Annotated in this window: 23 protein-coding genes and 1 pseudogene; 5 read left to right on the plus strand and 19 right to left on the minus strand. The window is 65.0% G+C overall.

Annotated elements, in window-relative coordinates:
- Positions 1-17: 17 nt before the first annotated feature.
- The 3 genes from dapA to dapB are packed head-to-tail and all read right to left on the minus strand — an operon-like array spanning position 18 to position 2483.
- Positions 18-926: a 4-hydroxy-tetrahydrodipicolinate synthase gene (dapA, locus tag ACFPUZ_RS00750; protein WP_376998866.1), complete on the minus strand. Its 909-nt coding sequence runs from the start codon at positions 924-926 to the stop codon at positions 18-20.
- A gap of 51 nt (positions 927-977) precedes the next feature.
- Positions 978-1736, minus strand: coding sequence for an FAD-dependent thymidylate synthase (gene thyX / locus ACFPUZ_RS00755; protein ID WP_376998867.1), 759 nt, complete (start codon positions 1734-1736; stop codon positions 978-980).
- Entirely contained in the window at positions 1737-2483 is a 747-nt protein-coding gene (gene dapB, locus ACFPUZ_RS00760) for a 4-hydroxy-tetrahydrodipicolinate reductase (RefSeq protein WP_376998870.1), read from the minus strand. It lies immediately after the preceding gene.
- 55 nt (positions 2484-2538) lie between these two features.
- On the opposite strand from dapB, the gene ACFPUZ_RS00765 reads away from it, so the two are divergent.
- From ACFPUZ_RS00765 to ACFPUZ_RS00775, 3 genes are read left to right on the plus strand one after another with little or no spacing between them, the layout of a single operon-like run.
- Positions 2539-2925, plus strand: a complete 387-nt coding sequence (locus tag ACFPUZ_RS00765; RefSeq protein WP_376998873.1) for a VOC family protein — start codon at positions 2539-2541, stop codon at positions 2923-2925.
- 52 nt (positions 2926-2977) lie between these two features.
- The gene (locus ACFPUZ_RS00770; protein ID WP_376998876.1) at positions 2978-3586 is read left to right on the plus strand and encodes an AMIN-like domain-containing (lipo)protein; all 609 of its coding nucleotides are present in this window, start codon (positions 2978-2980) and stop codon (positions 3584-3586) included.
- Positions 3587-3631: 45 nt separating this feature from the next.
- Positions 3632-3871 (plus strand): hypothetical protein, encoded by a 240-nt coding sequence (locus ACFPUZ_RS00775; RefSeq protein ID WP_376998878.1) that lies wholly within the window; start codon positions 3632-3634, stop codon positions 3869-3871.
- Here ACFPUZ_RS00775 and ACFPUZ_RS00780 read toward each other — a convergent pair.
- Positions 3824-4825, minus strand: a complete 1002-nt coding sequence (locus ACFPUZ_RS00780) for an IS481 family transposase (RefSeq protein WP_376998880.1) — start codon at positions 4823-4825, stop codon at positions 3824-3826. The genes ACFPUZ_RS00775 and ACFPUZ_RS00780 overlap by 48 nt on opposite strands.
- A gap of 23 nt (positions 4826-4848) precedes the next feature.
- Here ACFPUZ_RS00780 and ACFPUZ_RS00785 point away from each other — a divergent pair, with 23 nt between their 5' ends.
- Complete coding sequence (locus ACFPUZ_RS00785) at positions 4849-5427, plus strand: DUF1963 domain-containing protein (RefSeq protein ID WP_376998883.1); 579 nt, start codon at positions 4849-4851, stop codon at positions 5425-5427.
- A gap of 45 nt (positions 5428-5472) precedes the next feature.
- On the opposite strand, the gene ACFPUZ_RS00790 is transcribed toward ACFPUZ_RS00785, so the two are convergent.
- The 9 genes and pseudogenes from ACFPUZ_RS00790 to ACFPUZ_RS00830 form a co-directional block, all read right to left on the minus strand.
- Positions 5473-5739 carry a type II toxin-antitoxin system prevent-host-death family antitoxin gene (locus ACFPUZ_RS00790; RefSeq protein ID WP_376998886.1) on the minus strand — a complete coding sequence of 89 codons (267 nt, stop codon included), beginning with the start codon at positions 5737-5739 and terminating at the stop codon, positions 5473-5475.
- Positions 5740-5970: 231 nt separating this feature from the next.
- Positions 5971-8214 carry a polyribonucleotide nucleotidyltransferase gene (locus ACFPUZ_RS00795; RefSeq protein WP_376998888.1) on the minus strand — a complete coding sequence of 748 codons (2244 nt, stop codon included), beginning with the start codon at positions 8212-8214 and terminating at the stop codon, positions 5971-5973.
- A gap of 156 nt (positions 8215-8370) precedes the next feature.
- A complete protein-coding gene (rpsO, locus tag ACFPUZ_RS00800) occupies positions 8371-8640 on the minus strand; it encodes a 30S ribosomal protein S15 (protein WP_376998891.1) in 270 nt (89 codons plus the stop codon).
- Positions 8641-9388: 748 nt separating this feature from the next.
- Positions 9389-10015: a hypothetical protein gene (locus ACFPUZ_RS00805; protein ID WP_376998893.1), complete on the minus strand. Its 627-nt coding sequence runs from the start codon at positions 10013-10015 to the stop codon at positions 9389-9391.
- Positions 10015-11049, minus strand: coding sequence for an AAA family ATPase (locus ACFPUZ_RS00810; protein ID WP_376999940.1), 1035 nt, complete (start codon positions 11047-11049; stop codon positions 10015-10017). The genes ACFPUZ_RS00805 and ACFPUZ_RS00810 overlap by 1 nt, the downstream gene beginning before the upstream one ends.
- Before the next feature lie 183 nt (positions 11050-11232).
- Positions 11233-11475, minus strand: a pseudogene (locus ACFPUZ_RS00815) (AAA family ATPase); the annotation flags it as partial.
- A gap of 135 nt (positions 11476-11610) precedes the next feature.
- Positions 11611-12351, minus strand: a complete 741-nt coding sequence (locus tag ACFPUZ_RS00820; protein WP_376998895.1) for a hypothetical protein — start codon at positions 12349-12351, stop codon at positions 11611-11613.
- Between the two features lie 16 nt (positions 12352-12367).
- Entirely contained in the window at positions 12368-13285 is a 918-nt protein-coding gene (locus ACFPUZ_RS00825; protein ID WP_376998898.1) for a nucleoside hydrolase, read from the minus strand.
- Entirely contained in the window at positions 13282-14241 is a 960-nt protein-coding gene (locus tag ACFPUZ_RS00830; RefSeq protein WP_376998900.1) for a bifunctional riboflavin kinase/FAD synthetase, read from the minus strand. The genes ACFPUZ_RS00825 and ACFPUZ_RS00830 overlap by 4 nt, the downstream gene beginning before the upstream one ends.
- Positions 14242-14270: 29 nt before the next feature.
- On the opposite strand from ACFPUZ_RS00830, the gene truB reads away from it, so the two are divergent.
- Positions 14271-15164, plus strand: a complete 894-nt coding sequence (truB, locus tag ACFPUZ_RS00835; protein ID WP_376998903.1) for a tRNA pseudouridine(55) synthase TruB — start codon at positions 14271-14273, stop codon at positions 15162-15164.
- On the opposite strand, the gene ACFPUZ_RS00840 is transcribed toward truB, so the two are convergent.
- The 6 genes from ACFPUZ_RS00840 to rbfA all read right to left on the minus strand — a co-directional run bounded on the left by ACFPUZ_RS00840 (position 15161) and on the right by rbfA (position 20572).
- Positions 15161-16096: a hypothetical protein gene (locus ACFPUZ_RS00840; RefSeq protein ID WP_376998904.1), complete on the minus strand. Its 936-nt coding sequence runs from the start codon at positions 16094-16096 to the stop codon at positions 15161-15163. The two genes, truB and ACFPUZ_RS00840, sit on opposite strands and share 4 nt — an antisense overlap.
- Positions 16097-16305: 209 nt before the next feature.
- Positions 16306-16962, minus strand: coding sequence for a 4'-phosphopantetheinyl transferase family protein (locus ACFPUZ_RS00845; RefSeq protein WP_376998907.1), 657 nt, complete (start codon positions 16960-16962; stop codon positions 16306-16308).
- Positions 16955-17767, minus strand: coding sequence for a metallophosphoesterase family protein (locus ACFPUZ_RS00850; protein ID WP_376998910.1), 813 nt, complete (start codon positions 17765-17767; stop codon positions 16955-16957). The genes ACFPUZ_RS00845 and ACFPUZ_RS00850 overlap by 8 nt, the downstream gene beginning before the upstream one ends.
- Before the next feature lie 140 nt (positions 17768-17907).
- Positions 17908-19188 (minus strand): MATE family efflux transporter, encoded by a 1281-nt coding sequence (locus ACFPUZ_RS00855; protein ID WP_376998912.1) that lies wholly within the window; start codon positions 19186-19188, stop codon positions 17908-17910.
- Positions 19185-20138 carry a DHH family phosphoesterase gene (locus ACFPUZ_RS00860; RefSeq protein WP_376998914.1) on the minus strand — a complete coding sequence of 318 codons (954 nt, stop codon included), beginning with the start codon at positions 20136-20138 and terminating at the stop codon, positions 19185-19187. Before ACFPUZ_RS00860 ends, ACFPUZ_RS00855 begins: the two co-directional genes overlap by 4 nt.
- Positions 20138-20572, minus strand: a complete 435-nt coding sequence (rbfA, locus tag ACFPUZ_RS00865; protein ID WP_376998916.1) for a 30S ribosome-binding factor RbfA — start codon at positions 20570-20572, stop codon at positions 20138-20140. The genes ACFPUZ_RS00860 and rbfA overlap by 1 nt, the downstream gene beginning before the upstream one ends.
- Positions 20573-20600 lie beyond the last annotated feature (28 nt).

Raw genomic sequence — 20600 nt, forward strand, 5'->3', positions numbered from 1 at the left:
ACGGGATTCAGTCATATTTAGAGGACTCCAGCCTTCTCCATGTCACGGCGGAGGGCCTCGATCTCCTGCTCGTCGGGTGCGACGACAGGCAGACGCGGGTCCCCCACCTCAATGCCCTGCAGACGCAGGGCAGCCTTGGCCATCGTGGCTCCACCCAGGCGACCCTGGGCGGCGATGAGCGGTGAAAGAACAGTGGCGTTGATTTCCCGCGCGCGGGCGAGGTCGCCTTCCTCGAAACTTGTGTACAGCTCACGCAGTGCCTGCGGTGCGGCATGGCCGACCACGGAGACGAAACCCGAGGCGCCGAGAGACAGCCACGGGATGTTCAGCGGATCATCGCCCGAGTACCAGGCGAGACCGGTCTCACGCATGAGCGGTGCAGACTCCGCCATGTTACCCTTTGCATCCTTCACTGCACGAATGGTGGGCAGTTCCGCGAGTCGGCGGATGGTGTCCGGCTCGATGGGGATGGAGGAACGCGGCGGGATGTCGTAGAGCATGACGGGCAGCTCGGTGGCCCCGGCAACAGCCTTGAAGTGCTGGTAGAGGCCTTCCTGGCTGGGCTTCGAGTAGTAGGGCGTGACCACCAGGAGTGCATCGGCGCCTGCCGCGGCGGAGGCGCGGGCCAGCTCGATGGAATCGGCGGTGTCGTTGGTGCCGGCACCCGCGATGAGCTTCGCGCGGTCCCCCACCTCCTCCTTGACGGCGGTGAGCAGGGCCAGCTTCTCCTCCACCGTGGTGGTCGGGGATTCACCGGTGGTGCCGGCGAGCACCAGGGAATCCAGTCCGTTGTCCACGAGGTGGGCGGCGATGCGGCGTCCGGCCTCGAGGTTGAGGGCGCCGTCACGGTCGAAGGGGGTGACCATGGCGACGCAGACGGTGCCGAAGTCCTCGACTCCGGTCTGGGCGGTCAAACCTGTACTCATGGTGGTCAAGGTTACCTGTTTCGCTTTCTGGTGGGGAAATGTGCGGGCGTGTCAGAGGTCGGCCGCGTAGGGGCTGACGGCCATTTCGGTGCCGTCGGAAAGGGTGGAGATCTGGAAGTCGGAGAAGAGCACGGGCGACTGCTGCTGGAGCAGGCGCAGACAGGCGACGGCCAGGGCGCGGATCTCCACATCGGCGTGTTCGGTCGCGCGGGCGCCAATGAAGTGGCGCCAGGCGCGGTAGTTGCCGGTGACGACGATGCGCGATTCGGTGGCGTTGGGCAGCACCGCGCGGGCGGCCTGGCGGGCCTGCTTCTTGCGCAGCAGCGCGTTGGGTTCGTCGGAGAGCTTGTCCTCGAGGGCGTCGAGAAGCTCCTGGTAGACGAAGCGGGACTCGTCGACGGCGCGGAGCATGAGCGCGGTGAGTTCGGGATCCTCGGCGATGAGCGTCGGCAGCACGACCGCGGCTTCGTCGGTGTGGACGAAACGCTGCGAGAGCTGCGAGAAGCTGAAGTGCCGATGCCGGACGAGCTCATGGGTGGCCGAGCGGGAGATGCCGCGGATGTAGAGGGTGGCGGTGGCGTGCTCGAGCAGCGCGGTGTGGCCGACCTCCATGATGTGGCGCAGGTAGGCGTCGTTGGCGGCGGTGCGCGGGTTGGGCTTGTCGAAGGTCTCGTAGCAGGCGCGGCCCGCGAATTCGACGAGGGCCTCCGCGCCCGTGGCCGATTCATCGGCCTTCCAGGCGACCCCGTGCGGCGGGGTGAACTCGGTGGCGGCGATGAGCTGGACGTCCAGCTCGACGGGCATGGCCATTTAGATCCCCAGGTAGCCGTCGAGCCCCACGGTCAGCCCCGGGTGTCCGGCGATCTCGCGGACGCCGAGGAGCACGCCCGGGACGAAGGAGGTGCGGTCGTAGGAGTCCTGGCGGATGGTCAGGGACTGGCCCTGGGCGCCGAAGATGATGTCCTCGTGCGCGACCATGCCGGTCATGCGCACGCCGTGGACGCGCACGCCGTCGACGTCAGCGCCGCGGGCACCCTCAAGGGTCTGCTCCGTGGCGTCCGGAATGGGGCCCAGCCCCGCTTCTCGACGCGCCGCGGCAATCCCCTGCGCCGTGTGGATCGCGGTGCCCGACGGGGCGTCCAGCTTGTGCGGGTGGTGGTACTCGACGACCTCCGCGGAATCGAAGAAGCGGGCCGCCTGCTGGGCGAAGTTCATGGCCAGCACCGCGGAGATGGCGAAGTTCGGGGCGATGAGCACATGCCCCGCCCCCTCCTGCTGGGTCCACGCGCGGACCTGGGCCAGGCGCTCCTCGTCGAAGCCGGTGGTGCCCACGACGGCGTGGATGCCGTTCGCGGTGGTGAACTCGAGGTTGCCCATGACCGAGCCCGGGGTGGTGAAGTCGACGACTACCTCCGCGCCGGCGTCGACAAGCATCTGCAGGTCATCGCCCTGATCGACCTGGGCGACGAGCTCCAGATCATCCGCCGCCTGCACGCCCTCGCACACCGCCGAGCCGACGCGGCCCTTCGCGCCGAGCACTCCCACCTTGATGGCCATGGTTCCTCCTAGTAGTCCGATTCGGTGTCCCAGTGTAGGCGCATAGGATCGGGGCATGCGCATCAACATCACCAGCATCTATGTCGCCGACCAGCAGAAGGCCCTCGACTTCTACACCCGCGTCCTCGGTTTCGAGGTCAAGCACGACATCCCCGTCGGAGAAGGTGCCCGCTGGCTCACCCTCGTCTCCCCCTCCGATCCGGAGGGCACCGAGCTACTTCTCGAGCCCATGGGGCACCCGGCCGCGGCCGTGTTCTGCGAGGCGCTCTACGCCGACGGCCTGCCCTTCACCCAGTTCGAGGTGGCTGACATCGCGGCGGAATACCAGCGCCTGCTCGACCTCGGCGTGCGTTTCACCATGGAACCCACCGCGGCCGGGCCCGTCACCGTCGCGGTTCTCGACGACACCTGCGGGCACTACATCCAGCTCATCCAGGCTTAACAATTCGGTAAGGACCGGTGATTCGGCCGCTCATGCCGCCTATCGTGGACGTATGACCACTTATCGACGCCCCCTCGTCCCCGCCGTTCTCTCCGTCGCGGCCCTGCTGCTCACCGCGTGCAACGGCGCCGGCGGCGCCGATGCTCCGGCCACCACCACGGCGACGTCCGCTGCCCCACTCACCGTCACCTCCACCGCAGCGCCTGCGCAGGAGACGACGACCACCTCGCCCGCCCCGGTAGTCAGCTCGCTGTTCAAGGAGCCCGTGTGGGTGGAGCCCGCTCCCCTGCTCACCGGCGTGCGTGTCGGCGAGCACGACACCTTCGACCGCGTCGTCTACGACTTCGTGGGCAACGGCGAGCCCGGCTGGTACACCGAGTACCTCGACCAGCCCTACCAGCAGGGCTCGGGCCACGATGTCGAGGTCGCCGGCGAGGCCTTCCTGAAGATCGACCTCACCGGCACCACCTACCCCTTCGAGCACGAGGCCGAGGGACTGGCCGTCGGCCCCCACCCGGGTGGTGGCGTGGTGCAGCAGGTGGTGAACACGGGCACCTTCGAGGGCCACACCCTCACCTACATCGGGCTGGACAAGCAGCGCCCGTACTCCGTCACGGTGCTGCAGGACCCGTTGCGTGTGGTGGTGGACATCCAGAAGTAGTCGCAGGTCAGAGCACATGTCGGACACGTGTTCTATGGTGTGGGCATGTTCCCCACCAAGGAATCCCTGACCGCCTCGCTCGCCGCCGCCGACCTGCCCACCGCCCACGCCGACCTCGCCCGCCCCGCCGCGCTCCTGCGCCCCGAGGCGGGTGAGCCTGCGCGGGTGGGCGAATCCCGCTTCGGCGGACACCCGGACCTGCCGCCCCACCTCAACTGGCCCCGCGAGCTGCCCTTCCTAGCTGTACTTCCCCGTGACGTTGTGAACGCGTTGCATGGGGGTTAAGCCGCCGATGGCGGTGTGGGCTCGGTGGCAATTGTAGTCGTGGATAAAGTCCGCGTACGTTGCCTGCCGGGCCTTCTCACTTGTGTAGGGCTGGGCGTAGGCCCATTCGGTCATTAACGTCCGGTTGAACCGCTCGACCTTGCCGTTGGTTTGCGGACGGTACGCCCGAGTGAACCTATGAGACACATCCTGGCCGATGGCCGCGGCAAACGCGTGGGAGCGGTAGCAAGAGCCGTTATCGGTCATCACACGTTTCACCGTGATCCCCAGGCTGTCAAAGTAAGCCCGGGCTCGTGCCCAGAATCCGGCTGCGGTCTCCTTTTTCTCATCATCGAGGATCTCGGAGTAGACCACACGGGAATGATCATCGACGGCGTGATGCAGGTAGGAATACCCACGCCCCGGTTTGGCCCCGGCCCTCCACGCGGCATCACGCCGACGGCCTGCGGCGCGGTCCTTCTGTGAGCCACGGCCGTGGATTTTCCATCCTCCACCATCAGGGATCCTGCCGAGCTTCTTGATGTCGACGTGGACCATGTCACCAGGGTGGGGATACTCGTAACGGCGTGCCGGTTGTTTACGAACCGGCAGCCCGGTGGTCTGGTCGATGCACGCCAAACGGGGCATGTTGTACCGCGCCAGGACGCGGCCCACGGTGGAGCGGGGTATGCCAAGGTGGTAGCCGATCCGGTGGGGACCCCACCGACGGGTGAAACGCAAGTTGATGATGCGTCGTTCGGTGCGTTGGGGCAGTCGGTGCGGGCAAGTACGTGGTCGGCTGGATCGGTCGGTGAGGTCTTCACCTGCCCGGGCTCGTTGTACCCATCTGTTGACGGTGGCAACAGAGACCTGGAAGCGTTCGGCGACTCGGCGCTGGGACCATCCCTTCTTGAGTACAAGGTCGACGATGCGCTGCCTTCCCAAGGCAGTCAGAGAAGCATTACGGTGTGTCATGGAAGCCTTCGTGAGTGTTGTTCGTGTGGATACCTACACCACTACCGAAGGCTTCCTCTTTTCGCTCACACCGTTCACAACCTCCCGAGGAAGTACACCTAGCCCAGATCAACCTGGCGGAGGTGGCGGGCATGAGCGATCTGGACCTTCCCCGCTCCGGGCATCTCTACTTCTTCTATGACACCCTCGGCCAGCCCTGGGGCTACGAGGACAGCCACCGGGAGGGCTTCCGCCTGCTCTATGCCCGCGACCACGGCCTGGTCCCCCGCCAGGCGCCTCGTGGCGCGCACGTGCTGCCCCCACACCGGCTCCTGCCGGAGGCGGTGCTGAGTATGCCCAACGCTGACATGGACGAGGAGTCCTACGGCGAGTGGCACTACCGGGCCCCCGACACCGACGGCGTCCATCACCTGGGCGGACACCCCGTGATCATCCAGGGTCCCGTCGAGGGCGGTGACCGGGTGCTGCTCGCCGAGTTCACCTCCGGCGCGCGAGGCCAGTGGCAGTGGGGCGACCACGGGCGGCTCTACGTCACCATCTCCCGGGCGGCGCTGCGGCAGCGGAGGTGGCAGGACGCGCGGCTGGAGCTGCAGTGCTACTGAGGGGCATCCCAAGGATTGAGCAGGATCACACCGGTATCAGCGAAGTCACGTGTGTGGCGTGTGACCACTGTCAGTCCGTGGACTCCCTCTGAACTTCACGGGATCGAAGTCGACCGTGTCAGACGACATGATTACCAGTGAACCGCGCAAGGAGGTGACCCCCCTTTGTAAACGTCGAAACTCTTCGTAGGTCATGAGCACGAGGTCAGGACGACCTCGGTCAGTGATGGTCACTGGCGACTTCCGCGCTGCGCGCTTCGCACGTGACAGATCCTGGTTGAACTTTCGGGAGGACATGATGGCCTCCTCCATGAAGCAACGTGCCTACAACCTGGGTCCGTCCACTTCCCACGCCAACGCTCACCCTTCGCTCTCCGGCAGGGGCAACCTGAAAAGCTCACCTCTCCGCCTGGTCTCGCCCAGGTTTCCGCAGGTCACCGAGATCCCGCGGTGAGCTTTTCAGTCGGCCACTGCGCCGCGCGCCCACCAACGCCAGAGCCCCCGTTCACCTGGATGGTGAACGGGGGCAGTGGAGCCGGGTGTTTAGCCCTCGACCGGGGTGAGGGAGATCTTGCCGCGGTTGTCGATGTCCGCGATCTCGACCTGGATCTTGTCACCGACGTTGATCACGTCCTCGACCTTCTCGATGCGCTCGTCGCCACCGAGGTTGGAGATGTGGATGAGGCCATCGCGGCCCGGGGTCAGCGAGACGAAGGCGCCGAAGGCGACAGTCTTGACCACGGTGCCCAGGTAGCGCTCGCCGACCTTGGGCAGCTGCGGGTTGGCGATGGAGTTGATCTTCTCGATCGCGGCGTCAGCGGCCTCACCGGAGGCGGCGGACACGTAGACGGTGCCGTCGTCCTCGATGGAGACGTCAGCGCCGGTCTCCTCGGTGATGGAGTTGATGGTCTTGCCCTTCGGGCCGATGAGCTCACCGATCTTGTTGATCGGCACCTTGACGGTGGTGATCTTCGGGGCGAGCTTGCTCATCTCGTCCGGGCCGTCGATGACCTCGGCCATGGTCTCGAGGATGGCGAGACGGGCCTCCTTGGCCTGCGCGAGGGCGTCGGTAAGCACCTGCGACGGGATACCGTCGAGCTTGGTGTCCAGCTGCAGGGCGGTGATGAACTCCGGGGTGCCGGCGACCTTGAAGTCCATGTCGCCGAAGGCGTCCTCGGCGCCGAGGATGTCGGTCAGCGCGACGTACTTGGTCTCACCGTCGACCTCATCGGAGACCAGGCCCATGGCGATACCCGCGACCGGGGCCTTGAGCGGCACACCGGCGTTGTACAGGGAAAGGGTGGATGCGCACACGGAGCCCATGGAGGTCGAGCCGTTAGAGCTCAGCGCCTCGGAGACCTGGCGGATGGTGTACGGGAATTCCTCGCGGGACGGGATGACCGGCTCGAGGGCGCGCTCGGCAAGCGCGCCGTGGCCGATCTCGCGGCGCTTCGGTGAGCCGACGCGGCCGGTCTCGCCGGTGGAGTACGGCGGGAAGTTGTAGTGATGGATGTAGCGCTTGGACTTCTCCGGGGACAGCGAGTCGATCTGCTGCTCCATCTTGAGCATGTCCAGGGTGGTCACGCCGAGGATCTGGGTCTCGCCGCGCTCGAAGAGGGCGGAGCCGTGGGCGCGCGGGATGAGCTCGACCTCGACGCCGAGGTCACGGATGTCGGCGACCCCGCGGCCGTCGATACGGAAGCCCTCGGTGAGGATCTTCTGGCGCACGATCTTCTTCATCAGGGAGTTGTACGCGGCGCGCACCTCCTTGGCGGCCTGCGGGTTCTCCGCGAAGCTGCCGACGAGGGACTCCTCGACCTCGGCCATGTAGGCGTTGGCGGCGTCCTCGCGCTCGTGCTTGCCCTTGATGGTCATGATCTTGCCCAGCTTGGTGGCGGCCTTCTTCTCGACGGCCGCGAACACCTCGTCAGCGTACGGCGGGAAGACCGGGAACTCCTGGCGCTCCTTGGCGGCCTGCTCTGCCAGCCCGGCCTGGGCCTGGCATAGCAGGGCGATGAAGGGCTTGGCGGCCTCGAGGCCCTCGGAAACGGTGGCCTCGGTCGGGGCGGGGGCGCCGCCCTTGACCAGCTCAAGCACGTTGGCGCCGGCGCCGGCCTCGACCATCATGATGGCGACGTCCTCGCCCTTACGGCGGCCCTGGCGCTCGACGAGACGACCCGCGACGACCATCTCGAACACGCACTGCTCGCGCTGCGCCTGGTTCGGGAAGGCCACCCACTGGCCCTGCGGGTGCTTGTCATCGGCGATGAGCGCCATGCGCACGCCACCGACGGCGCCGGAAACCGGCAGACCCGACAGCTGGGTGGCAGCGGAGGCACCGTTGATGGCGACGACGTCGTAGTAGTCCTCCGGGACCTGCGACATGACGGTGATGACGACCTGGACCTCGTTGCGCAGACCCTTGACGAAGGTCGGGCGCAGCGGGCGGTCAATGAGGCGGCAGGCGAGGATCGCGTCGGTGGAGGGGCGACCCTCACGACGGAAGAAGGATCCCGGGATGCGGCCGGCGGCGTACATCCGCTCCTCGACGTCCACGGTCAGCGGGAAGAAGTCGAAGCCCTCGCGCGGCTGGTTGGATGCGGTGACCGTGGCCAGCAGCATGTTCTCGTCGTCGAGGTAGGTGGTCACGGCGCCGCCCGCCTGGCGAGCCAGCTGGCCGGTCTCGAAACGGATCTCGCGGGTGCCGAAATCACCGTTGTCGATGGTGACGGATGCCTCGGTGACGCCGAAATCCTCGTCGACGTGAATCTGTACAGGGTTGCTCATGAATCTCCTTGAAAAATCTTCTCGACGATCATCGGTGCCGTCGAAACAGTGTCCTTTAACAACGGGAGACATTCTACCAGGTGTGGTAGGGGTTTCGGAATAGCCGAAACCCGCCCTCCAAGCGGAGAGCGGGTTTCGGGGAAGTCTGGAGTTCGCTTAGCGACGCAGGCCCAGGCGGGCGATCAGGTCACGGTAGCGCTCGACGTTGTTGTCAGCCAGGTACTTCAGCAGACCGCGACGACGACCGACCAGCAGCAGCAGGCCACGACGGGAGTGGTGGTCGTGCTTGTGGAACTTGAGGTGCTCGGTCAGGGTATTGATGCGGTTGGTCAGCAGAGCAACCTGAGCCTCCGGGGAGCCGGTGTCGGTCTCGTGCAGGCCGTACTCGCCGAGGATTTCCTTCTTCTGCTCAGAAGTCAGAGCCATGATGATTCTCTCAATCGTTGTTTCAGTCCACATGAAATGTCCCTGGCCTGGAGCTTTAATGCCCCTGGCCGGGTGGCGCAACTGCTGTGGACCGCAGTCGCATGAAGCCTTGGAGGATCTTACCGGGCGGGGTGGGTGGGGGCCAAATCCCTACGACGCCTCAACCCGCTCCTCCTCGCGCGGCCGCACCCCCATCACAAGGTCCGCCCCCACCGCAAGGGCGTAGCGCCGGATCGATGACAGTGTCGGGTTGGAATCGTAATGCTCGAACTCTGACCCGCCGCTAGCCGATTAATAAGCTACCTGGTGTTGGTATCCCCACCCGTATCCATGACCGTGCCCATCGACTCAAATGCACAGGCATTCACTGTGGCTGAGAGACCTTCCAGAAGCCCGGGCCTCCACGGATGAAGAACACGGTCTCGCCAACCGAGCCACTCGTTGGGTCATCCAGCGCCAAACGAAAGACCGAATGAGTATGTGGGCCACCGCCAAGGACTTGTAGGTGGGTTCGGAACGGATAAAACAAGCTCCACTTTACGCCTGCCGCCAGCCAACGTGCCTACGACAACCCACACCATGCGTGCGTCCGAAGAGTCGACAAACACATGTAGGAACATAACCGACTCCCCGAGCAGCCGTCATCGTTACACGGAGCTTCCAGATCTCGATACAAAATTTTTGACAGAAAAATCCAGACCCTTTCACCAACAACCCCGACGCCAAAAACAAAGAGGTCGAAGTCTATTCAAAACAGACGACTACTCAAATCAAGATAAAACTCCTTAAAAGACAAACAATCATTTAGGTAGTCGATTTCATCTAGCGATTCAAATAAGTTACGCCTATGACTCGAAAATCCGGCCCCTCTTCGACGCCGCTTCCCCTTACACAGTTTTTCGTCCCTCACAGCACATAGACGCTCGAGCTCCTCCTTCGCATTCCTTAAACCGGGAATATCTTTCCTGCTGGGCAAGCCCAATACTTCGGAAAAACCTACCCGCTCAGCATACTCCTCATCATTCAATGCATGGAGTATCCACGACTCAGACTCTTTAACTGGAATAATTGGTACAATCTCTTGGTTTGAGCTGAGATTGAAACCAATCAAAGCTTGCTCGATCTCGTTGCGCCGTTCATTCCGGTCAACGTTATCCGAATCACGATGCACAAAGACAAGCGAACAACCAGGAGACAGAGAGAAAACCTCCTTCAGCAACGTCCTAACAGTCCCCTTCTTTCTTAAAGGAACTACGTTAACGTCATCATAACCTAGAGAATACAATGTTGTCTCGATGATCCTGATAAGCCCCTCATCGGAACTTCCCTCGCGTGCAAAATAGCACGACACAGATCCCTTCGCGGCTAGGGACATTAGACTTCATCCCCGTCATAAGAAATTAGCGACTGCACTCCCTCGATACCCTGAGATAAATAGTCTACTACTGCCGATATAGGCAGTGCGCTCCCCGAGTCTTCGAAACGACGCCAATTTCCCTCGTTAGCCCCAACCGGTCGCAGAACCAATGCTGCCGTTCTTTTGCGGTCTCCGCCCGCGCCAAACTCTGCAAGAACCTGTCGCTTGTCCGCGAAAAGCAATTCTTCAGGAGCATCCCTATGAATCATGACGTACGTTGGGGAATGCGTGTTTACAATTACTTGCCGGAGCGGATTGTCCTCCGAAACCGGTAACTCAGGGTCAACAGCTAAAGATTTTAAAAGCGAGTACATTTCCCCGAGATTGGAAGGGTGGATTCCATTCTCTGGCTCCTCTAGACAAATGAGCCCTTCGACACTGGGATCGATCTGCAACACACATAAGGCAAGGAAACGCAGAGTTCCATCCGAGAGGGAACGCGCAGGCAATAGAGGATCCTCACCAGTTCGACCAAAAAGAGTGATCTGCTGGCGTTGCTGGTCATAATCCAAGACGAGTTCCCGGAAGTTCACAAGACCGGAAACGGAATGTGCGACCCTTTCGAGAACATTTTTTTGTTTCCCCATTTCAGTAAGCCGAAAAAGCGCCTTTGGGAGGTTTCCCCCCTGGGTAGAGACGTGATCTGGGTCTGTCATATTACTCGATGAACGCATTGCCGAAGGCTCGAGGGCCAATAGGTTCCAGGTTTCAATCTCCTTTTTTGCTGCACAAACCGTCGGGAAGTCCGCGCTTCCATACTCAGAAAGAGCTGATCGCTGCGCTCCATCACTTTGAGGATATATTGCAGTCGCCCGACCTCGCCTCGATTGACCGTATTCAGTTTGACCATCCTGAGCAACAGAGATCTTTTTACCTGAGGGAGTCTCTTCAGTCAGTATGTAGTGCGTTCCTTTTCTGTTGTTTCTAATCGCGGAATCGCGAAATCTTTTATTTCCTCGGAGCCAAGGAATCTTGTCGTTGGACTCAGACACCTTCAGATATTTTAAGCTCTCTGAAACGAGCCGAATCGTGTGAAAGTCAGATTCAAACCCAGTTTCTATACGCTTTAACTCGAGAACCAATTCATACCTGAGAAAGGTCGACTTTGGAATAACTGTCCTGTTAAGATCGTCTTTCGTCTCGTTTGGGACGATCATCTCGGCAGCTACTGACATTCGGGGGTTTCCATGATCAACCCTGCGGAAAATGTCGCTTACGTTCCCAAAACTCGTAGATGACCGAAGGTTAGCCGCCGCTTGGTCAAAGGTCTCCCTAGTTGTTGCGGAGAGGAATTGTATTACGTCAAAAATATTCGATTTACCAACTGAGTTGGGCCCCGCGATACATGTGTACGGCCCGAAGTTACAATTGAAATTTACTAAATTCTTAAATCCGTTAACTTCAAGTCTAGTGAGCATGGTATTGCCTTTCACTACGGTAAACTACACTCAATTGCCTATACTCGGAATGTGATTCTTATTTTGCTCCATTATAGCGAGAGTCTCACTCGAATTTCGATGAACCTCCCTAGAGGGTGAGGATATCTATTGTCCTTATTCTAAGTTTCCTTGGGACGACCCCACCCAAGCCCCCGCCTCCGTGTAAACAACAGCAAACGGCAGCGCCTTGTTCTCGTTGCCTTCGCTGAACCAGAACAGCACGGGCCCACGCTCGCCCAGCACGACCTTCTTGGGCGCACCCCAGGACGGCAGGCTGCCGGCGATGATCGTCTCGGCGATGACACGGGCGCCCTTCTCATCGATGACAGCGCGAATTTTCTGCCGAGTAGACCTGTCCAGACCTTTAACAAAGGCCTCGTAGTCCACGTCCTGCTGCGGGACGATGAGGGTGTCCACCTTCTTGTCCTCGGTGGAGAAGTCCTTCATCCAGCGGCGGACGTCGGCCACCAACTCAAAGGCATCCAATGCAGCCACCTCGGCAGGCAGCTCCGCGAACCACGCCCGCAACTTACGGTCCTCGAGTTTCATGGTGACGCGAGCGACGAGGGCGTCGGCAAGCTCAGCGACGCGCGCCCCGGACAGCTGCACACCACTGGCCTGCCCGCCGGCATAGGTGGTGAAGGGCTCCAGCGTGGCCGTGGAACCCCAGCTGAGCTGACCGGTATCGATCTTCGCGGCCACGTCGAAAGGCGTGACCGTGACCTCGGCGAGTTCGACGAGGTGCTCGGGCATCTCGGCGTCGAGAACCTCCGGCAGCTGCACCATGGGCAGCTGCTCGGCGGCGATACGCAGGGTGACGGGGTCAAAGGCGGCGATGCCGTTACGCAGTTCCATGTGGCCCTCCGGAAGCTCAGGTGTTTGCGGCCAGCCTAGTCAATCGGGTCATGAATGCGCCGAGAAATCTCTCTACATCTACATCGACGGCGACATTGACCATCGGTCCCTGCCGCGAGAGGTCGCCGATCGTGCGCCCGCGGGTCTCCCCCGCCACGTCAACCTGCATGGGCAGCGCCAGGCACGTGACCAGCGAGGGATCGATGGCGACGGCCACCGCCAGCGGGTCGTGCAGCCCGCACCCGCCCAAGTGCGGGGCAGTCGTGGAGTAGGCGCCGATGTAATAGTCGGCGAGCGCGGCGAGTACCTCGCCGACCTCGGTGCCCTGCTCCCGCCACGACGCGACATCCGACGAGGTCAGCAGGGTTTTCAGGGTGACGTCGAGGCCGATCATCGTGACGTGGTGTGCCCGCCGGAACACCTCGTCCGTGGCCTCCGGATCCTGCCACACATTCGCCTCCGCCCACGGCCGCACGTTGCCGGGCACGGTGAGCGCGCCACCCATCATGACGATGCGGGCGTGCTCCGCGAAGTGATCGTCCTGCACCGCCGCAGCGATGCTTGTCGACGCCCCCGTCGGCACGATGACGAGGTCGGGGTGGGTACGGACGGCGTCGATAAGAAAATCGACGGCCGAGCCGGCGGGCGGTGCGACGGGTGCGGGGAGCTCCACCCCGCCGAGGCCGTTGGCGCCGTGGATGAACGCGGAGATCTCCGCCACGGCCCACCCCTCCGGCGAGGGGCCGGGGTAGACGGGGATGTCCGGGCGGCCGAAGAGTGCGAGGAGGGCGCGGGTGTTGCGGACGCCATCCGCAACCGTGACGTTGCCGTAGGTGCCGGTCACGCCGATGAGCTCGACCTCGGGCGATGCGAGGGCATAGGCGAGGGCGAAGGCGTCGTCGATACCCGTGTCGAGGTCGAGGATGAGTTTCACCCGAGGATCTCCCGGACGCGGGCGACATCGGCCCGGATCGCGCTGAGCAGCGTCTCGACGGAGTCGAACTTCTGCATGTCACGGACGTATCCGATGAAGGCCACATCGGCCTCGTAGCCGTAGAGATCGGCGTCGCGGTCAAGGATGAAGGACTCGACGCTGCGACGCTCGTCACCAAAGGTGGGGTTGGTGCCCACCGAAATCGCCGCCGGGTAGGCCACGCCGGGCTCCATGTCACCGTCGATGGCGCGCGGGCCGCGGACGGTGAACCAACCGGCGTAGACGCCGTCGGCGGGCAGCGCGACATCATCGGAAAAGTACTGGTTGGCGGTGGGGAAACCCAGCTGCTTGCCGCCGCGTCCGGCGCCGCGGACAACCGGACCGGTGACGGTGTAGGGGTGGCCGAGGGCCCAGGCGGCACGCTCGACGTCGCCGGCGTTGAGGAAGTCACGGATGTTGGAGGAGCAGATGCGCTGGCCGTCGTCGTGCAGCAGGCTGACGATCTCCACGTCGATCCCGTGCTTCTTCCCCAGGTCACGGGCGGAAGCGGCCGTACCGGCGGCATCCTTTCCGAAGGTGAAGTTCTCCCCCACCACCACGGCGCTGGCCTTGAGCGCGCCCTTGAGCAGGGTCTCGAAGTACTCCTCCGGGCTCAGCCCCACCAGCTCCCGGGTGAAATCGACGACGAGGGTGGCGTCGATGCCCATCCCCTTCGCCAGCTCCAGGCGCTGCTCCAGCGTGGTGAGCATGACCGGCGCCCGCTCGGGCAGGAACACCGACATCGGATGCGGATCGAAGGTCACCATGACCGCCGGGACGCCGCGCTCCTCCGCCAGCTGCGAGGCACGCTCAATGAGTTGCCGATGCCCGCGATGCACACCGTCGAACACCCCGATGGTCACGACGGACTCCGCGAGCGACTCAGGGACCGTGTCAATTCCGTGCCAAACAATCACCGCTACAGCCTACGGCATACACTTCCCCTATGACCGATCCCCTGGCCAGTTCCGGACTCGTCGTGGTGGACAAGCCCCAGGGCATGACCTCCCACGACGTCGTCTCCCGCCTCCGCCGCATCTTCTCCACCCGCCGCGTCGGGCACGCCGGCACCCTCGACCCCATGGCGACGGGTGTGCTCGTCGTCGGCATCGAGCGCGGCACCCGCTTCCTCGCGCACCTGGTCGCCGCGACGAAATCCTACGACGCGACGATCCGCCTCGGGGCAGCCACCACCACCGACGACGCCGAGGGGTCCGTGGTGTCGGGGGCGAGCGCGGCGTCCGTCACGGAAGAGTCTGTGCTCGCCGCGATGGCCGACCTGACCGGCGACATCATGCAGCGCCCCGCCTCCGTGAGCGCCATCAAGATCGACGGCAAGCGCGCCCACGAGCGCGTCCGCGCCGGCGAAGAGGTCGAGATCCCCGCTCGGCCGGTGACCGTGTCGCGCTTCGAGGCGCTGGCTTTCCGGCGCTCCGGCGAGTTTCTGGACGTCGACGTCTCCGTGCACTGCTCCTCCGGAACCTACATCCGCTCGCTGGCCCGCGACCTGGGCGAGGCGCTGGGCGTGGGCGGTCACCTCACCGCTTTGCGACGCACCGAGGTCGGCCCCTTCCTGCTGGCCGACGCGTTGACCTTGTCGCAGCTGGAGAAACAGCCCCGGCTGTCCCTCACCCTCGACGAAGCCCTGGCGCGTTCCTATCCGGTGCTCCCCGTGACGGAAGAAGAGGCGGAGGCCCTGGCCATGGGCAAGTGGCTCGAGCCGCGCGGCCTCGATGGGATCCATGCCGCGGTGGCGCCGGACGGACGCTCCATCGCGCTGGTCCGCGAGAAGGGAAAGCGCCTGGCGACGGTGTTCGTGGCGCGGCCGAACACGCTTTAGGCGGTGCGGCGGGCGTGCGCTTGCAGGCTCTCGCGCAGCATACGGAGGAAGCGGCTCTCCCCCTCGACGACAGTCGCGAGATCCGCATACGTCACATGCAGCCGGGGAATCCCCGCATTGGTCAGCGCCCGGTCACGCTCCCGGTCTTTGCGCATCTGCTCAGCCGGCGCGACACCGGTGGAACCGTCGTACTTGATATCACCGTCGGTCTCCACCACCTGGAAACCATTGACCATGAGGTCCACCCGGTGCCTCCCACCGAGGACAGGCACCTGCGGCTCCACACTCGTGACCTCCGGCACATCAGCGACGAGGATCTGTGCGCGGGCCCACGACTCGAGAGGGCTCTCGGCGCGGGCGTCGGCAAGCTCGAGAGCCCTGCGGGCGACACTCAACCCGCGGATCCGGCCCAGGTCATCGAGGAGGGTCGCGGCACGTTGCCGGGTCATGTTCTTCAGCGTGAGTACGTGATCGAAGGCCACGATCCCGTCGACCAGACCGTGGTAGCGACAAAGGTCCACCACCGTACGGATGATCCGAGTCACCCGAACCCCGTGAATGGCCGTGACCTGTTCCTCCGGGAGATTCGCGCGTCGATACTGCACTCCCTCAGGCCACTGCTTCACGGGAGGCCTCCCGCCGCCGGGGAGCACGATGGTGGTCGGCTCCTGGTTCCCCAGGACCGGGATCCCGTGCAACCTTGCCGCAGCCTTGCCGACGAGCACCGCCGTCCGGCTCCCCAGGCCCACCGCGAACGCCCGTATCGCCTGCTGGTCCCACGGCTGGAAATCCCGGAACGAGGCGGCAGGTACCGCGATCTCCGGGCACAGGAGCAGAAACCTCCCCTGCCTCAGTTCCCGCCGGAATGCCGGGGTACCGGCCCGACGGCTCCGCATCCTGATGAACTCGATCTCCCCGCTCCAATCCCGCACGGGTGCAGTATGGGCCGGGCCTTGCGGGCGGTCCAGCGGACCGTCACTGCGGCTGTGAATAACGTCCCGGCGGGCCCGGGTTGTCCACAGTTCCCGGTGCGGGAGTGGTGCCCGGGGGGCGGTGGCTGGTAACGGGGTATGTGGGTGGGGGCAGAAGTCGGCTGGATGGCACGGGGGTCCTCGGTTAATGCCCCGACTCGAATACCCTCTTACGTCACCGCCGTCGCCGCGATGACGTAACCGTCGGAGACCATCCACCGCCCGGAGATGAACGGCACCGGGGTGGGGCGTACGAGCAGGTAGGACACGAAGGAGCCGTCGGAGCGGATGTCGATCTCCGCGTCCTCGAAACCGAGCCACCGGTGGGTCATGGGGAACCAGGCCTTGTAGGTGGCCTCTTTGGCGCAGAAGAGCAGCCGGTCGGCGCATTCGACGCCCTCGTTGCGCAGGCGCTCGAGCTGCGGCATCTCCCCCGGGCGGGCGATGGAGCCGATGACCTCGCGCGGGAGGGGGTCGGCGGGTTCGGCGTCGAGGCCCATGGAACGCACGTGGGTCCGCGGGGCGACGACCGCCGCCCGGAACCCTTCCGTATGCGTCATGGAGCCGGTGATGTCCTGCGGCCACAGGGGCATGCCGCGCTCGCCACGGAGGATGGGCTCGTTGTCCCACTCCCCCAGGTCACGCAGGGCCTGGTGCGCACACCAGCGGGCGTCGCCGAACTCGGCCTTGCGCACGTCGACGGAATGGGAGACCAGCGCCTGCTCCAGAGGATGCAGGCCGTGGTAGTTCTGCAGGTCCGGGCGTTCGCGGTCGGTGATGACGTAACAGAAGCGCGCCGACTCCGGGAACAGGGAGGCGTTAAGCATCCTGCTCACCTCCCAGCCGCATGACCGGGTAGGGCCAGGGGTTGAGGTGACCGTGGCGTTCCCACTCGCGGGGATACCCCAGGGACACCTCGACGTGCGGGATGCCGGCGACCTCGGTGATCCCGGGCATGTGGAGGTGCCCGTATATGACGGCCTGGGCGTGGTAGCGCTCCGCCCACGTGCGGGTGTGGCGGGTACCGCACCACAGGGCGATCTCCGGGTGACGCATGGCCAGGGTGGGTTCCTGGACCAGGGGCCAGTGGTTGATGAGGACGGTGGGGCCGTCGATAAGCGAGAGCCGCTTGATGGAGTACGCCAACCGGTCCCAGCACCACGCGCGGACGTCGACGAAGGGCGCGATGGCGAACTCGTCGGTCATCATGATCTGGCGGTCGTGTGCGGCCTGGACGGCCTGTTCGACCGTCATGCCGGGGCCGCGGAAGGAGTAGTCGTAGAGGGTGAACAGCGGCACAAGCGTGACGCCGCCGAAGGTCGGGTAGGGATCCTCCGGGGTGAGCACGCCGATCTCGCGGATCGCCTCGACCAGCTCGGTGTACTTCTCGCGCCCCTGGAAGCGGTCCGTGGAACGCGAGAAGAGCTCGTGGTTGCCCGGCACCCAGATGACCTTGGCGAAGCGCTCGCGGAGCTGACCGAGGATGCGGACCACCAGGTCGGTGCGCTCGGCGACGTCACCGGCGACGATGAGCCAGTCCGAGGGGTCCTCGGGTTGGATGTCATCGATCCGCGCGACGTTCGCCTTGACGGCGCCGTGCAGATCGCTGACAGCCCAGAGCGTTGTGCTCATCTACGCACCTCCTTCCCTTGTATCTACCACAGCGCTCCCCGGGCCCCAGTGCGTTGGCACGTGAAGTTGCGGCCTGCTGCGCGTTTCCCCTGGTCGCGGGGTGTGGCTGGTGTGGTTCACGTGCCAACGCAAGGTGTGACCTAAAGGCGGGCCCAGCGCAGCGAGCGGAACCTCCACACAACCGCCACGAGGCGGATGAGGATGAAGGCCAGGAGGCCGCCCCAGAGGCCGGTGAGGCCGGCGTCGAGAAGCAGCGACAACCAGACACCGGGGAGGAAACCGCCGAGCACCGAGGCGATGGTGATGGTGCGCAGGAAGGCGGCGTCGCCGGCGCCGAGGAGGACGCCGTCGAGGGCGAAGACCACGCCGCCGAGGATGATCATGAGGATCATGAGCCACCACGGACCGGAGATGTCCGAAAGAACCCCGGCGTCAGTGGAGAAGATCCGCGGGATGACCCCGGCGCCGAGGGCGAAGACCACACCGAGGCCAGCTGCGAAGAGGAGGGAGTAGTAAGTGACCTTCACCCCGACGCCCCGGGCAACCTCCACCGATCCCCGGCCGAGCGCCGCGCCGGTGAGGGCCTGCGCGGCGATGGCCAGGGAATCGAGGACCAGCGTGATGAAGTTCCACAACTGGAGCAGGATCTGGTGCGCGGCCAAAGAAGACGTGCCGAAGCGCGCCGCCACGGCCGCCGCGGAGATGAACGCCACCTGGAAGGAGAGGGAGCGCAGGATGAGGTCGCGGCCCATGACGAGCTGGCGCCGCATGATGTCCCAGCGCGGCCGCCAGGAACCTGCATGGGCGCGTCGCAACGCCAGGAGGAAGAGCGAGGAGGTGATGGAGATTCCCACCACGTTGGCCATCGCGGAACCGGGCAGCCCGTAGCGCCCCACGAGCACCGGGATGAGGATGGCCCCCGGGATGACCCCGGCGAGGGTGTACCACAGCGGGCTGCGCGTGTTCTGCACGCCGCGGAGCCAGCCGTTGCCCGCCATGATGATGAGGGTGAGCGGGATGGCGATGGCCTCGATGCGGATCCACGTCGCCGCGGCCGCAGCGATCGCCGGGTCGCCGGTGAGCCACCGCCCGATGTGCTCGGCCAGCGCGGCCACCACCGCCGCCAGAGCCAGGCCGACGGCCAGCCCCACCCACGTGGCCTGCACCCCCTCCGCGACGGCCGCGGCCCGCTTCCCGGAGCCGTAGAGGCGGGAGGCGCGGGCGGTGGTGCCGTAGGAGAGGAAGGTCAGCTGGGTGGTCACGGTCGACTGCACGGTCGTGCCCACGGCCAGGGCGGCGAGCTCGAAGGCGCCGAGGCGGCCGATGACGGCGGTATCGAGAAGCAGGTAGAGCGGGGTCGCGGCCAGCACGCCCAACGCAGGGAGCGCCAGGGCGAAGATCTGCCGGGCGGTGACCGTCACTGCCGGCGCAGCTCCCCCAGCAGCGCCTCGGTGGTCTCGGCGGCGGTGCCGCGGAAGGTGAAGCCGGCGGCCGGGACATGCCCGCCGCCGCCCAGGGCCACGGCGATGCGCGAGACGTCGATGTCGTTGGAACGCAGGGAGACGTGCCACACCCCGGGGACGGTCTCCTTGAACACGGCACCGAGGGTGGTGCCGTCGAGGGAGCGGACGAAGTCGACGAGGCCCTCCACCGCCGGGAGGGAACCGGTCTGCACGAGGGCGTGGTCGGCGATGATGAGCGCCACGCGGTGCTCCCCCGCCTCGTGCACCTCGACGCTCGCCAGGGCGCGGCCGATCATGCGCAGATCGGCGACGGAGCCGGAGTCGAGGAGGTCGACGGCGATGCCGCGGACGTCGAGACCCGTGGACATCAGTTCCGCGGCGAAGGTGTGCATCGCCGGGCTGCCCCAGCGGAAGCTGCCGGTGTCGGTGAGCAGGCCCGCGTAGAGGGCGTGCGCGATCGGCGGATCGAGGGTGATGCCCATGATCTCGAAGAGGCGGCCGAGGACGATGGTCGTCGATTCGGCGTCGAAATCGAGGAGGTTGACCCGGCCGAAACCGGAGTTCGAGGAGTGGTGGTCGATGACCACGGTGTCCTCCGCGCGGGCCGCGATCGCCCCGGCGAGGGTGCCCGCCCGGTCGATGGAACCGCAGTCGACGGTGACGATGAGGTCCACATCCGGCAGGTGATCGGCCAGCTGCACCTCCTCCGCCCCCGGGATGGTGAGCAGGTTCGCGGCGAAGGGGTCGGCCTGCCCGATGAGGCCCACCGCCTCCTTCCCCAGCTGACGCAGGGCGCCGACGGTCGCGCAGACGGAACCGATCGCGTCGGCGTCGGGACGCACGTGACCGATGACGGCCACGGACGTGGCGGCCGCCAGGGCATCGGCGGCCTGCTCGTAATAAGGCACTAGAGGTCGCCCGTCCGGTACGGGTTGGCGTCACCGGCAGGCTTGGCGTTCTCCTTGAGCTTCGCCAGCTCCTCGTCGCGAGCGCGGGCGCGGGCCAGCAGCTCCTCCATGTGGGCGGAGGCCTCGGGCACGGTGTCCACCTCGAAGGAGAGCGTCGGGGTGAAACGGACACCGAGCTGGTCGCCGACGATCTTGCGCAGCTGGCCACGGGCGCGGTGGAGTGCCTCGGCGGCTTCGTCGTAGTCCGGCTCGTCGTCGAGGGAGCGTCCACGGACCGTGTAGAACACCGTCGCGTCGTGCAGATCGCCGGTGACCCGGGTGTCAGTGACGGTGACCAGCTCCAAGCGACGGTCCTTGACCTCGCGTTCGATGGCTGAGGCCACGATCGTCTGGATGCGCTTGGCCATGCGGGCGGCGCGGGCGTTGTCGGCCATGTCGGTCTCCTTGAGTCCGGGTGCAGAT

This window comes from Corynebacterium nasicanis, assembly GCF_042658165.1.
Classification (GTDB): Bacteria; Actinomycetota; Actinomycetes; order Mycobacteriales; family Mycobacteriaceae; genus Corynebacterium; species Corynebacterium nasicanis.